Genomic DNA, 15,120 nt, shown 5'->3' on the forward strand with positions numbered 1-15,120 from the left:
GAAAGAGGACTATACAATGATTCGAGTGCTATTCGTATGTTTAGGTAACATCTGCCGCTCGCCGATGGCGGAAGCTGTATTTCGTGATAAAGTTAAGGCTGCCGGCTTGGAACATGTGATTGAGGTAGACTCAGCAGGTACAGGGGACTGGCATATCGGCCACCCTCCTCATGAAGGCACTCGAGGCATATTAGAGCAAAAGGGCATTGATTACAGCGGGATTCAAGCGCGGCAAACCGCGGCTGGCGATTTTGGTCAATTCGATTACATTATCGCTATGGACTCCAGCAACATGTCCAATCTCAAGGCTATGACTCCGTCCGGTTCTAATGCTGTATTGAAAAAGCTGCTGGATTTCATTCCTGAACATCCAGTACAAGACGTACCTGATCCTTATTACACGGGCAACTTCGATGAGGTATTCGATATGGTGAGCGAAGGCTGCGATCGTCTTTTAGCCTATATCAAGGAACACGAAACCTTATAAAATGCTCTCGGGTATCTTAAGGAAATGTCATAAATAAGCTTAAATCACATCCGTTAGGGTGTGGTTTAAGCTTTATTTGTTGTTATCGGCAGCCCGATGTTAATCCTGCACTTCATACAGACCGGACTTGGTCTTGAACCATAGAAACATATGGGAGATGAAAACTTTCAGCACTGCGTACCCTGGAACAGCAAGAATGATCCCCAGCACGCCAAACAAATTTCCTGCCGTCAAAATGACAAAAATGATGGTTACAGGATGGATATGTAAGGTTTTACCCATTATTTGCGGTGAGATGAACTTTCCCTCGATCAGCTGCACGATTGTCCAAATAACAATCATTTTTAACAGCATGACAGGGGAAGTGACACTGGCTACGACTAAGGCGGGCGTTATGGCGATGGCAGGACCTAAATAAGGAACAATGCTTGTACAAGCCGCTATGACCGCAAGAACGAGCGAGAAATCAAGACCGATCACCTGATAGCCGATAAAGAGCAGGAATCCGATGCAGAAGCTGACAATTATTTGACCGCGGATGTATGAGCTGATCTGGTGGCTCATTTCTTTCATGACACTATAGGCTGAATCACGGATAGCTACAGGCGCAAAAGACAGTATGTACGATGGAAGCCGCTTGCCTTCAAGCAGCAAGTAAAAGAGAATGAAAGGCACAGTGACAATAGCCAGAACGGTTTCCGTTAATGCTCCTAAGAAGCCGCTTAAGCTGGACAACGTATGATTCAGTATCGTTGTCGCCTTTTGTGAGATCGAATTCATCAGTTCGTCCGCATTAAAGTTGATACTGTTGGCAAGCTGATTCATCAATTGGCTGCCCATAAGATGTTCGAACTGTTGATTAATGGTACGCACATAGGTGGGTATATTCTGAATCAGACCCAAGATTTGTTCGCGTATTAAAGGAATGACAATAGTCAAAAGCAATGCAATGACCCCGATAATAATCAAATACAGTAGAATGATGGAGTATACTCGTTTTATTTTTTTTGTTTCCAGGTAGTATACGACAGGGTTCAGAAGGTAGTAGAAAACGCCGCTCAATATCAGAGGCAGAAGTACGGTTTTGAGCAGCACCGTAAAGGGTGTAAAAACAAACTTGATCTTGGTCAGAACCAAGATGTTCAGACCAATGAGCAGTAAGAACAATAGGAAAAAAATAAACTTATTGTGAATCACCAGAAGCTTAAAACGTTCCGACCAAGCCCCAGAATTTCGCATACAGATTCCTTTCCGTTATCATGATTTATCTTAAGAGTATTGACAAAAAAAGTCATTAATAACGGTAGCAAGCTGAACTCATTAGAAATTTGTTGTGTTTAGATATTAATGTCCTAGTTATAGCAAAAAAGGCGAACATGTCATCCGAATCTCGGACAATGTTCGCCTCTTTAAGTTCATCTATGAATTCATTTGTGTTGAATCTATTAAATAAATATGATAGAATATCAAGTGCTAATAAAATAGTTAATTATTATATCATACATCATGCAAAATGTCAATAGATGTCGTATGGCATCACGCCAAATGAAAGCATACCAAGGAGGTTTTTGATGGAAAATCTTCCGTGTCAAGGATGTAGGGGTTTATGCTGTGGTCCTGTTCCAATAACTGAAAACGAATTAGTACAAATAAAGAAGAAGATTAAATCCATGCCTCGAAGGACCCGCGAGGAGTTGGAAAATCAGCATCGCTATTTTGGGACTTGTATATTTTACGACCTGGATGGTGACCGCTGTGGTATTCACTCCGTGAGGCCGGCCATATGCGGAGCCTTCGGACATTATGAGAATCTGATCTGTTTCCGGAAGCCCGAAGCAGCGTCTGAAGCAAATTGGAAGGCGAAAGAGAGAGCCGTCGGTGTTTTGTCGGTCGACTTTACATGGAAAGATTTTTAATATGCCGAAATAACAAGTGGCACACGAGGATTGACTTTATTTGTTAATATGAGCTATAGTAAATGTATTCCCTATTTAAGGAGAGATTTTGATGTCGGTGAGCGTTCTTAACTAATCAATTCCATATTGAGGTTTTTGATCAAAAGACCAGCGAAAAAATGCAGATTAATGCATTTCTATTTGTTATGGGATTTTCAAGACCTCGGAATTAGTTAAGAACAACGGATATCATACGATGCCTTAAGGGATCTCCTATTAATGAGTCCTAATCCGTGCTGTTTTTTGGCGCGGATTTTTTGTGTTTAGGGACGCAGTAATAGATGGTTCGAACCAAGAGCGGAGAATGACGATGTTCATTCTGCGCTCTTTTTGCATTTCAATTTGATTTAAGGAGCGATTGATCGTGAAAGAACAAACTTTGCAACGCTTGGAATTCAACAAGATGAAAGAAACCATCAGTCAATATGCTGTTTCTTACATGGGTAAGAAGCATATTGAACAAATGATACCCATGACTAATGTGAAGCTGATACGCAGCAAGCTGGACGAAACTGCAGAAGCAAAGGCTTTACTTCAGCTAGGAGCAAGCATTCCGATTCCTTCATTGGAAGGTATTGAGCCTGTTATCAGCTTGTTAGGGACGGGATATGTGCTGAGTGAAAAAGACTTTACCCATGTGTATCAATTTCAAGTCAGCTGCTCCCAGCTCATCAAGTACATGGCAACCAAGCACCTTGCTGCTCCTAATGTGAGCACTTATGCATCATCAATTCATGAGCTGGATTCTTTGAAGGCAGCTATTGACAGAAGCATTCGAAGTGGAAGGGTCGTTGATTCGGCAAGCAAGGAACTAATGAGGGTGCGCAAACGGCTAGCAGTCTTCGAAGAGCGACTCAAAGGCAAGTTGGATTCCTTAATGAGCAAGCATAGAAGCATTTTGCAGGAAAACCTTCTAAGTACAAGAAACGGGAGATATGTGCTTCCTATCAAAAAGGAGCATCGCAAACTCGTCAAAGGTACTGTATTGGATGAGTCGGCAAGCGGTCAAACGGTTTATATCGAGCCGGCTGAGGTTATGCAGCTTCAATTTGAGCTCTCTGGTTTGAGAGCAGAAGAGGCGCGAGAAGAGTTGAAGGTGTTAAGTGATTTGACCGCTTTGGCAGAACGGTATGCGCAAGAGCTTGAAATCAATGTGGAAACCGTAGGAATTTATGATTTTATAATTGCAAAAGCGAAGTATGCGTTAACGATAAAAGGAGCTAACGTGGAGCTGAATAATAGCGGGATCATGGATTTACGAGAGGCGAGACATCCGCTGCTTGGAGATAAGATGATTCCTTTGGATTTTGTCATCGGGAGAACATTTCAGTCCTTAATCATTACAGGTCCCAATACAGGAGGAAAGACGCTCGCTTTAAAAACGATCGGCCTGCTAACGGTAATGGTTCAATCTGGCTTGCTGGTGCCGGTTAAGGAAGGTAGTGTAATGTCTATATTCTCTAACATTGCGGTAGATATCGGTGATGGTCAGAGCATCGAGCACGCGTTAAGTACGTTTTCGGCTCATATCGGCAACATTATTGACATTCTTCAATTGGCAGATCGTTCGACGCTGGTGCTGATTGATGAGATGGCTTCTGGTACGGATCCGGGAGAAGGAGTCGGATTGTCAGTGGCCATATTGGAAGAGCTGCACAGAAGAGGTTCGACGGTTGTGGCAACAACCCATTTCAGCGAAATTAAAAAATTCGCAGAAGCTGCACCAGGCTTTGAAAATGCCCGTATGGAGTTTGATGCCGACACCCTGCAGCCTTTGTATCGTCTTCGAATAGGAGAAGCAGGTCAGAGCTATGCCTTCTTGATCGCATTGAAATTAGGTATTCCTGCAAGTATCGTTGAGCGTTCTAGAAGTATTGCCGATAGTGGCTTTACGTTCGATTTTTCACAGCATGAGATCCAACGCAGCTTGACCACAGAGAACAAATCGAAGGACACAAAAGAACCGAGTGCTTCTAGCATCAAAAAAGAAATGGTATCCAAGAGCTTCCAGTTAGGAGATAGTGTGTACGTTTCCTATTTGGGCCGAACGGGTATTGTCTTTGAAACAGAGGATGCCAAAGGGATTGTCGGCGTCATGGTTCAAAAGCAAAGGTTTAAGATTAATAAGAAGCGTCTCACTCTTCATATCGAGAGTAAGGATTTGTATCCGGAGGATTATGATTTGGATATCGTGTTGGAAACTAAAGAAGACCGGAAGAAACGCAAGCTCATGAATCGAAAATATGTTCAAGGACTTACGATTGAGAAGAAAGGGCAAGACTGAGAATCGGAGTTGTTTATTCCATAAATTTGGAACAGAAGAAGGAATAGGTTAGAATAGAGGCAGTCAGGACTAACCATATACTACACCACGTTAGGAGAGAGGCAGCCATGAACGCCCTGGAAACCATTATTACGATTGTGGTTATGAACGTTGTCTATGTGTCTCTATTTACGATTCGAATCATTCTCGTTATGAAGGCTAGGAGGCTGCTTGCTTCTTTTATTAGCATGTTTGAGGTATTTGTGTATTTAATGGCGCTTAACATCGTGCTGCAAAATATTGATGAACCCTTAAATCTTGCCGCATACTGTATCGGTTGGGGGGCAGGGGTCTGGCTGGGCATTAAAATTGACGAATGGATTGCTCTAGGTTACTCTATTCTTCAAATCGTGGTCAACTACGAGTCGACTCAACTGCCATTGACCCTTAGGGAAAAAGGGTTCGGGGTGACCAGCTGGACAGCAGAAGGTAGAGATGGTCCTCGACTTGTCATGCAGGTACTAACGAAACGTAATCAGGAGAAGCGATTAATGCAGCTGATTCAGGACCTCGCACCCAAAGCATTCGTTATTTCATATGAGCCGCGGACGTTCCGCGGCGGATTTTGGACCAAGCGATTGAAAGGCCTCCGGGAGTGAGGTCTTTTTTTTGTATTTTCTACGAGTCTGACTGAAGCTCTTCACGTTTCAATTCAGGGAAAATAGGGTAAACCTATACAATGTGAAGGAGTGAAACGCGGATGATTCATTTTGAAAATGTGAAAAAAAGATACGATGACGGTTATGTTGCACTTAAAAACATTAATCTTGAATTTAAAGAAGGGGAATTAACCGTCTTAATCGGACCAAGTGGGTGTGGGAAGACAACGCTCATGAAGCTGATTAATCGATTGAACAATCCAAGTGAGGGCAAAGTGCTCATCAGAGGAAAAGATATATCGACCATTGATCCAGTTGAACTGCGTCGCAGTATCGGCTATGTCATTCAGAACATAGGTCTGTTCCCTCATATGACCATAGCGGCTAATGTAGCTGTGGTGCCTCGTTTGCTGCATTGGGATAAGGCTCGTATAGATAGCAGAGTGGATGAGCTGCTTCAATTGGTTAATCTGGAACCGGAGACCTACCGTAACCGGTACCCGGCTGAGCTTAGCGGTGGACAGCAGCAGAGAATCGGGATCATTAGGGCGCTTGCGGCGAACCCGGATATTATTTTGCTGGACGAGCCCTTCAGTGCATTGGACCCGATCAGCCGTGAGCAGCTGCAAGAAGAGCTGGTCCGCCTGCAGCAGGAATTGAAACAAACGATTGTGTTTGTTACACACGATATGGATGAAGCTTTGAAGATAGCGGACACGATAGTATTGATGAAGGATGGGGAAGTTGTTCAGCAAGGACGTCCGGAGCATATTCTGCGTCACCCTGCCAATGATTTCGTCAAAAACTTTATCGGAGAGAAAAGGCTCCAAACCGAAACGCCTGGTGAAACAATCCTTGTAGATGAAGTGATGACGGAGAATGCAGTCATTGCCTATCCGACTAGAGGGATGGCGGAAGCGACCAAGTTGATGGAGAAACGCAGGGTTGATTCTTTGATTATCGTGGATCGGAATCGTGTATTGCTCGGCTATGCAACGATTTTCCGGGTAATGGACCGGTATCGGGAAGAGAATGCAACCTTAGCTGACGTGATGAAGCCTTTTGAGCATGTCGTCGAATCCGGCACGCCTCTTATGACAGCGATCACGCTCATGAATGAGCTGGGTCTGCCCTACGTTCCAGTTATTCGTGGCGGCAAATTTTTGGGCTTGATTACGAAAGGAAGTATTGTTCGTCATCTTGCTGAATTATACACCCCTTCCGAGAACGAGGAGCAGGTAACGGAGCTGCCTGCCGCAGAGGTTGAATTGGAGGCTAATAAGAAGGAGGAGGAACCAGTATGATGAGCTCCTACTTTGAATTTTTGGCTACCCGGCAGGCTGACATTTTCCAGGCACTGAAGGAGCATTTGATGATTTCGTTTGTGTCGGTGCTGCTTGGAGCCATTATTGCTATTCCTATAGGCATTATATTAGCGGGCAATCGAATTGCTTGGTTGAATAGTGTTGTGTTCGTCATTGCGAACATCTTGCAGACGATACCCAGTCTAGCTCTCCTTGCAGTTCTGATTCCTCTACTAGGCGTAGGTCGAACACCGGCTATCTTTGCATTATTTCTGTATTCGTTGATGCCGATACTTCGAAATACGTTTGCCGGATTTCAATCGGTCGATCCGAATTTGCTAGAGGCTGCAAGAGGAATGGGGTATAACAAGACGCAGAGGCTGCTCCATATTCAGCTTCCCCTGGCCTTTCCGTACATTATGTCAGGAATTCGGGTGACGACCGTTTATATAATAAGCTGGGCTACGCTCGCCACCTTAATTGGTGCAGGCGGCCTTGGACAATTGATATTCGCAGGGATGGGAACCAATAAGAAGGAGCTTATTTTTACTGGTGCCATTTTGGCCGTCATATTGGCTCTTATCATTGACTTTCTCTTGAGCCTTGCCGAAAAATGGGTCACCTCGAGCGCTAATCCCGCAGCTAATCGTGTCAAAGCTGCTCGGGGGGGAAGCCGATGAAAAGGATGAAACGTACAGCGCTACTGCTATTGCTGGTTGCGGCATTATCTGCTGTATTGTCCGGCTGTGGCGATCAAAACAAAATCATTATCGCAACCCAAACCTACTCAGAGCCGAAAATTTTGGCGCAGATGCACAAGCTGTTAATTGAAGATAGAACGGACCTTAAAGTCGATGTATTGCCGGATTTGGCTTCTAGTACGGTCGTGCTGCAGGCTATGAGAAACAATGATGTTCAAATGGCAGTCCTATATACGGGGATGATCTTTGATAACTATTTCCCAATACAACCTACTAAAGACCGCGCAAGCGTGCTGCAGCAGGCAAGAGAAGGCTTTGATAAAAATTTCGGGATTCATTGGTATGACCCGTATGGCTTTGAGAATACTTATGCCTTTACGGTTAGGGAGGATTTGGCTGCGGAGAATCATTGGGAGAAGATATCTGATGTTGCCTCTAAGGCTGGGAGTATGACACTTGGAGTGGACACGACTTGGCTGGAACGGCAAAACGATGGCTATCCTGCTTTCCGTAAGCATTATGGAATTAACTTCGGCAAAACACTGCCTATGGAAGTAGCATTGGTCTATAAAGCAGTAGCAAGTAAAAACGTAGATATCGTTCTGGCGTATTCAACAGACCCGAGGATTAAGGAATACAACTTGAAGTCGCTTCAAGATGATAAGCAGTTCTTCCCTCCTTACGATGCTGCACCGGTGGTCCGGAATGACGTGATAGCGAAACATCCTGAAGTGGGTGATATCATCAATATGCTCGCTGGCAAGATTGATGTCCAAACGATGATCGAGCTTAACTATGAGGTCGATGTTAATAAACGAAATGAGAGAAAAGTGGCTGAAGAATATTTGCATAAGGTTGGTCTGTTGAAATAGAACAAAAAAGAGGTGGTCATATGGATTTGTTTTTCCGGTATGTGGGGGAGAATGGATCATATTTGCTGGAATTGGCATACGAGCACATCTTAATGGTGCTGTTCGGGTTACTGCTAGCGTTAATCGTTGGGGTGCCACTCGGTATTGCAGCCGCTCGCGTACCCCGATTAGCTAACCCGATTCTAATCATCGCGAACGTAATCCAAGTGTTTCCGAGCATGGCCTTGCTTGTCTTGCTCATGATCGTATTTGGGCTTGGCTTCACATCTGTTGTGATAGGGCTGTTCTTGTATTCGCTGCTGCCGATTATCCGTAATACGTATGTTGGTCTTACACAGGTGGACCCTGCATTGATTGAAGCGGGAAGGGGAGTCGGGATGAGCGGGATGCAGCTGCTTTTTCGGGTACAGCTCCCGCTTGCTCTGCCATTTATCTTTACAGGTATTCAAATCGCCGCCGTTATCGCTATCGGCGTTGCTACGATTGCTCCTCTTATCGGTGGGGAGGGATTGGGTAGAGAAATCTACGCGGGGATCAATATGGACAATCCAGCACGATTATATGCTGGTGCGATCCCAGCCGCGCTGCTTGCCTTGCTCGCTGATTTTGTCCTCGGCAAATTGCAGCGTCGCATGAAATGGAGCGGAGCTTCTTAACTTATTCAACCGAAAAGCAGACAATCAAGTCACTTCGTCACCTGATCAAGGTGAAATGAAGTGACTTGTTTTTTTAGATCGCTTCACAAGCATACATGGATAGCCTAGGGTGAAGCGGTTCATACGGTTTCGGCACAGGTTTACATATTCCGGCTGGGTACAAAGTATTATTCAAATACCTAAACCCGCTAGTAAATAAGATCTCCTCTTTTGACAGAGCGGGAGGATGGAGTTTATTACAACTTAGGCAATAATACATATTCCTTCTCCTTTCGACATCTGTTACTAATTATAGACAATTTATATGCTTTACATGTGATTCTAATCACTTTTTTATAATTGGGTGCTTGGTTTGAAGTGTTGATAAAGAAAGTGACTTTTTTCCAAATGAAAGGTAAGGATTGTCCATATGATTTTGGAAGCGCATACAACTATAATAAATGGGATGCATCAAAGCCTGATCTACAAGGTGGGAGTGGCTTCATTGTGATTCTGCTCGATTCAAATATGGGAGGAGGTTATATCCCGGTCAAAGCAATGTGGATACCTAACAATACGAGGATTATGAAAAATCTACAAACTCGAAGGAGTGATCTTTTTTAGATGATTCGAATCAGGAGCAACCTCAGTAGAATACTTGCCTTTATTCTTATGATTTCAATGCTGATCCCCACAGGATGGACTATTCCTCAGGCTTTGGCAGAAGGAAGTGCTGCGGCATTGGTTCATAATGCAGCGGAATTAAACGCAGCCATGGAAAAAGCCGTACCTGGCGATACTATCACTATGGCGAATGGAATCTGGAAGGACGTTAATATTGTATTTCATGCCGAGGCTACACTGGCTAAGCCAGTAACCTTACGTTCGGAAACACCGGGTAAGGTTATCATCACAGGCAGTTCTAAGTTAACGCTCGACAGTCCTAATTTGATTGTTGACGGATTATATTTTACGAACGGTGCGCCGATCAATGCAGAATCAGTTATAACCTTCAACTCCGACAATGGCAGAGTTACGAATACGGCTATCATCAATTACAATCCCCCAAGCGCAAAAACAGCATATTATTGGGTTTATTTCAGAGGCAGCAACAACCGTCTCGATCATGGGCTCCTGCAAGGCAAAAGCAATGATACACCTGTAGTCGGCAACGATTTTACGGGAGCAAAGTTCAATAAAGTCGATACCATGTACATTAAAGACATCCCTTATATTGCGGATTCCAATGGAAGAGAGATTTTCCGGATCTGGGGTTACGGACGTAATGATGAAGAAGGCACAGACGGAGCTTTTTTTACGATAGAAAACAATCTGTTCGAGCATGCGGATGGAGAAGGCACGGAAATCGTTTCCCTCAAGTCGAACAACAACGTCGTGCGAAACAATACGGTTATCGAGACGAAGGGAGCGTTTGTCGGTCGCAGCGGTAATACGAACACATTCGAAGGCAATCTGATTATCGGGAATAACGTATCGGGAACAAAAGGCTTTAGGTTATCGGGTAAAAATCTGACCGTCTCCAACAACTATGTGGAAAGCGTTGAGAAAGATGCGATGATTATTTACTCGGGAGAACACTTATTTGATAAAAATTATAATGTGGAATATTTATGGGATGGTTTTCAGCCCATCGTTAGACCGGAGGCACCTCATGGCTATGTAGTAAACTATGGGCAAGTAAAGGATAGTGTGTTCGAGGGCAACACGTTTTATAACAACGGCGGGGTTGATATTGACCTTGGCAAAGTGACTTATAAACGAAACGCACCCAAGCAGCAGCTGGTCCTCATACCGGAGAATAACAAGCTAAAGAACAATACCGTCTATAAAACCATTGCGGGAACCGGGATCGATACGCCTATACAGGATACCACAGCACCACTGGATAAGTTTACGTTCCAACCGAATTCATTAGAAGGTAACGTGCTGTATGGCGCGAGTGCAATTGTGAATAAACCGAGTATACTTAACGGGATTCAGCTCAAGGAATTGAAGGATGCGAACGTGGCCGCTATTCAAGCTAAGAAACCAAACGCATTAACTTCAAGGGATGTAGGTCCAAGCTGGGTTCAGCAAGGAAATGTAGGTAATGTAGCGGTAGCAGCGGGAGATGGACAAGCCACCCTCACATGGACAGAGCCTTCTGTTAATACGTCATTTAAAAAAGTGGCTTTTATAGGGGACAGCATTACGCAAGGAGTAGGAGCTGCAATAAGCTATCCAGAACAGGTTGCTGCAATGCTGGGTTCTCAATATGAAGTGAAAAACTTCGGTGTATCCGGTACGACGATGCTCAGTATAGGCGGAGCCTCTTATTGGATTAAACCCCAGTTTGCTGATAGTAAAGCATGGAACCCCGATATTGTTGTTATCATGTTGGGCACGAATGATTCCAAACCAGCTAACTGGAAGTATAAAGAACAATTCATCATAGACTATAAGAAAATGATCGATGAATACAAGAACCTGCCATCCCATCCGGAAGTTTACGTAAATTTACCTCCAAGAGTATATGGAGCGGGGAATTTCGGGATAACAGATGAGGTTGTGGGCAAAGAAATGATGCCTCTTGTGAAGGAAATTGCCAAAGAAGCCTCCGTTAAAGTAAATGATGTATACACAGCAACGAGCGGCATGGCTCAAAACTTTCCGGACATGGTGCATCCGAACGACGAAGGAGCTAAAGCGATCGCTGAGACGGTCTTTAACAGCATATCTCCTACCCGAGAAGATTATGTTGGACTGAATATTTATCAGGAGTCGGAATCCACACCGAAAATAAAGATTCCTAGAGGCACCAAAAATGCGGTGATTACTGGTTTAACCAATGGAATCTCCTATACTTTCACTCTGAAAAGTGTGCTGGGTGATGTAGAAAGCGTGGGAGTAACTGTATCAGTGAAGCCGTCTGATGTGCCAACAGGCGGTTACGGAGCTAACCTTGCCATGAAAAGTAATTGTGCTGCATGCACTTATTTCTCCTCTACGGATTACAGTATTCCTGTAGGTACAACAGATCCAGCCTCTAAATATGGCGCAAATGCAGCATTTGACGGTAGTACGGCGGGGACACGCTGGTCAGGAGCCTCAGGTCAAGCGACGAATCAGTTTCTTGGCGTGGATTTCGATGCTCCGACAACTTACAATCAAGTGGTCATCACGGAATATGGCAAAAGCTCCATTTATCGAGTTACATCGTATTGGCTGGAGGCTTCCGATGATGGTATCAATTACAAGGCGATTCCTGATACCCGTGGAACAACTATCGGGACAGCAGCTAACGGTGGTACCAAAGCCATACAGCTTAAATCACCGGCCACTTCACGCTATCTTCGGTTGAAGATAGAGGAGTCCCGCAAGGACAGCAGCAAAGCGCCGGATGCATCAGGTAATACACTTACCGAGGCATCGATATGGGAGATTGAAGTATACCATGTTACTCCTGATAATGTGTTGAACCCTTTGGCTGTTTCGGCACCGAGCGGCGGAGCTGTGGTTTTGAGCTGGCAGAAGCCGTTAAATGCAAACTATGAAAAGGTTAATATTTACAATGGTGAGTTCAGGCTTAAGACTGTAGATCAAAACACGACAACGACAACAATAGATGGACTTGAAAATGGAAAAGAATATGTCTTTACGTTTAAAACGGAATCTGCTGCAAGAGGGGAGAGTACAGGGGTTACCACTGCCGCTGTATATCCGGATGACGGTGTTGTACCGGATGCGCCAAGGGGATTAACTGCTTCCGCCGGTAACGGCATAATTGCATTATCTTGGAATTCTCCTCTTTACAAAGAAGTGACTAAATATAGCCTTTCTTATTATGATAAGGCGAATCCAAGCGCTACGGTGACACAAGATATTTATACTCCGGCAACTTCCTATAGATTGGAACGCCTCATGAACGGGCACGCCTATCAATTTACTATCAAGGCTGTATCTGCCAGCCGAAGAGCATCCGTTGAATCCAATGAAGCGACAGCTGTGTTTAAAAGTGGATCCTACGGTTTGACGGGAACACCTAGTGAAGGGGCCGTCTATTTAAAGTGGGACCCCTATCCGAAACCTGTTCAAGGATACAACATCTATATGAACAACAGTTTGCTTCCATCGGTTACAGGGAATGTGTATACGGTAACCGGCAGCACCTATCATTATGTAGTGAACGGTTTAACCAACGGAGTGTCCTACTCTTTCTATTTGAGAGCGGTATTAAAAGATGGTACCGAGGCTCCCGCCTCAGAAGCTATCTCAGTAACACCGCATGTCTTTAATGGGATTGCCGTTATAGGGCTTCCAGTCACTATGAAGAAGGGGGATTCTGCTAAGGCGGCTGTAATTGCCACTTATAACGACTCTGTTCAGGTGGATATAACGTCTTACGCCTCACTGCAAAGCTCTATTGAATCAATTGCTACTATCGATAATAGCAGCGGGGTTGTCCTTGCATTGTCGTCTGGGCAAACCGTCATTACCGCAACTTACGGCGGCAAGACGAATAGTGTCGTTATCCATGTGACGGATGATGTTTCTCCTGTTAAACCTGATCCGCCGACTGTTAAGTCATTGACTCTCACTGGAGTGAGTGATACGTTGCTGGCGTACCGCACGGCTGCGCTTGCCGTAACAGCTCAGTATTCAGATGGCACAACAAGCAATGTAACTGCCGATCCAAATATTATTTACAGCTCCAGCGATAAAGCAGTGGCTGATATTACCATAACAGGAGTGGGGACAGCTAGCGGATCAGCAACGTTGATCGCCAAAACACCGGGGATAACAGAAATTAAGGCGCAATTTGGCGGGGTAACGACAGAGACAACGGTACTAAGAGTCGTACACACCTCCAGCGGCCGCAGCAGCGGTAGTGGTGGAACATCAACAACGGATACTACGAAAGCTTTCTCTGGAACGCTTGATGAGAAGGATGTCCAGGTTAACAAGAATAAGGAGGACGGCTCCGTAATTTTAAGTGTGGATGCGGAGAAATTGAAGGCTGCGTTAAAAGCGTTAAATGACAAAAACGCGAAAGTGATTGTCCCATACAATGGGACGGAGTCAAATGTGAGTCTTGTGCTTCCTGCATCCTCCCTTATTGAAGACAGGTCCATAGCACACGCATCGATTATTGCCAAAATCAAAGATCTAACCTATGAGCTACCGCTTAACGCACTCGATCTTGATGCCTTGGCAAAAGAGCTGGGTTCCAAAGTGGAAGAGATGAATATCACAATCGTGCTTTCGAAGATATCCGCGATTGAAAGTGATACTTTGACAAGGGCAGCCTCGAATAACGGAGTAAAGCTGTTGTCTGCCGGTTATCATTTCTTCATTACGGCGAGCTCCAAAGGTAATACCGTAGAGGTGAAAAATTTCCACGGAAAATATCTTGTAAGAACATTGCCGCTGACCAGCAGCACAGTAAATGCTAATACCTCGACTGTCGTTGTTATCGATCTGACAACAGGGGAGATATTCTTCGTACCTTCGACCTTTACCCAAAGCGGTAACCAATCGATAGCGACACTGAAACGGCAGGGCAACAGCTTGTATGCTGCGGTAGATGCTGGAAGAACGTTCGATGATTTGAAGAATCATCCGTCCAAGGCCGATATTGAGCTGTTAGCATCCAAGCTGCTCATGGACGGTGTGGGCAATAACAATTTTGCTCCTGATAACCTCATCAAACGGAGCGAGATGGCTTCCTTATTAATTCGGGCGCTGGGCTTGAGTGAATTTAGTGGTAGAAATTCAGGTAATCCTCAGGCGGGGCCAACTAAGTTCTCGGATGTTACTACAACGACTTTATTCTCGAGCGCCATTCTGCTTGCTTCCCAATATGGCTTGGTTAATGGCTACGAAGACGGAAGCTTCAGACCGGATGCATTCATTACGAATGAGGAGTTGGTCGTGATGATTTCGAGAGCACTGACCATCGCAGGAAAAAGCGGTAATGCATCGAAACAGGCGAAATTTGATGATATTCAACAAGTTAGCTCCTGGGCAAAAACGGCTGTAGATGAAACATCGGGTGCAGGCATCATAGTTAGCGCTAAGGGGAGTTCTCTTGCTCCGCAATCGAACGCTTCAAGGGCGCAAGCAGCCGTTGCCTTGAAGAAGTTTTTACAGTTTGTTCAATTCATTGACTAACATCATTGGCAGACCTCTGCTCTATTCCATAGAGCAAGGGGTCTGTTTTGTTATTTGTCTGTTGACCTGTCAG

11 protein-coding genes are annotated in these 15,120 nt (G+C 44.7%); 9 read left to right on the forward strand and 2 right to left on the reverse strand.

Translation table 11 applies throughout. The features are described 5' to 3' along the window. The first annotated feature begins 16 nt into the window (after positions 1-16). Positions 17-487, forward strand: coding sequence for a low molecular weight protein-tyrosine-phosphatase (locus BP97_RS0131715; RefSeq protein ID WP_028552677.1), 471 nt, complete (start codon positions 17-19; stop codon positions 485-487). Between the two features lie 99 nt (positions 488-586). Here the strand turns inward: BP97_RS0131715 and BP97_RS0131720 are convergent, their stop codons facing one another. Continuing rightward, positions 587-1,726, reverse strand: a complete 1,140-nt coding sequence (locus BP97_RS0131720; RefSeq protein WP_028552678.1) for an AI-2E family transporter — start codon at positions 1,724-1,726, stop codon at positions 587-589. A gap of 332 nt (positions 1,727-2,058) precedes the next feature. Here BP97_RS0131720 and BP97_RS0131725 point away from each other — a divergent pair, with 332 nt between their 5' ends. From BP97_RS0131725 to BP97_RS0131755, 7 genes are all read left to right on the forward strand, one after another. Beyond that, positions 2,059-2,403, forward strand: a complete 345-nt coding sequence (locus BP97_RS0131725; protein ID WP_028552679.1) for a YkgJ family cysteine cluster protein — start codon at positions 2,059-2,061, stop codon at positions 2,401-2,403. A gap of 403 nt (positions 2,404-2,806) precedes the next feature. Then, on the forward strand, positions 2,807-4,726 hold the full coding sequence (locus BP97_RS0131730; RefSeq protein WP_028552680.1) for an endonuclease MutS2: 1,920 nt from the start codon (positions 2,807-2,809) through the stop codon (positions 4,724-4,726). 107 nt (positions 4,727-4,833) lie between these two features. After that, entirely contained in the window at positions 4,834-5,364 is a 531-nt protein-coding gene (locus tag BP97_RS0131735; protein ID WP_028552681.1) for a DUF2179 domain-containing protein, read from the forward strand. Between the two features lie 101 nt (positions 5,365-5,465). Then, positions 5,466-6,668, forward strand: a complete 1,203-nt coding sequence (locus BP97_RS38180; RefSeq protein WP_081824458.1) for an ABC transporter ATP-binding protein — start codon at positions 5,466-5,468, stop codon at positions 6,666-6,668. After that, on the forward strand, positions 6,668-7,348 hold the full coding sequence (locus BP97_RS0131745; RefSeq protein ID WP_028552682.1) for an ABC transporter permease: 681 nt from the start codon (positions 6,668-6,670) through the stop codon (positions 7,346-7,348). The genes BP97_RS38180 and BP97_RS0131745 overlap by 1 nt, the downstream gene beginning before the upstream one ends. Beyond that, complete coding sequence (locus tag BP97_RS0131750) at positions 7,345-8,241, forward strand: glycine betaine ABC transporter substrate-binding protein (protein ID WP_028552683.1); 897 nt, start codon at positions 7,345-7,347, stop codon at positions 8,239-8,241. Before BP97_RS0131745 ends, BP97_RS0131750 begins: the two co-directional genes overlap by 4 nt. 20 nt (positions 8,242-8,261) lie before the next feature. Continuing rightward, positions 8,262-8,897 (forward strand): ABC transporter permease, encoded by a 636-nt coding sequence (locus tag BP97_RS0131755; protein ID WP_028552684.1) that lies wholly within the window; start codon positions 8,262-8,264, stop codon positions 8,895-8,897. A gap of 73 nt (positions 8,898-8,970) precedes the next feature. Here the strand turns inward: BP97_RS0131755 and BP97_RS41810 are convergent, their stop codons facing one another. Then, positions 8,971-9,156, reverse strand: a complete 186-nt coding sequence (locus BP97_RS41810; protein ID WP_197035576.1) for a DUF3973 domain-containing protein — start codon at positions 9,154-9,156, stop codon at positions 8,971-8,973. A 344-nt stretch (positions 9,157-9,500) separates the two neighbouring features. Here BP97_RS41810 and BP97_RS0131765 point away from each other — a divergent pair, with 344 nt between their 5' ends. Further along, on the forward strand, positions 9,501-15,047 hold the full coding sequence (locus BP97_RS0131765; RefSeq protein ID WP_028552686.1) for a chondroitinase-B domain-containing protein: 5,547 nt from the start codon (positions 9,501-9,503) through the stop codon (positions 15,045-15,047). The last annotated feature ends 73 nt before the right edge of the window (positions 15,048-15,120 follow it).

Source organism: Paenibacillus sp. UNC451MF, from assembly GCF_000686845.1.
GTDB lineage: Bacteria > Bacillota > Bacilli > Paenibacillales > NBRC-103111 > Paenibacillus_S.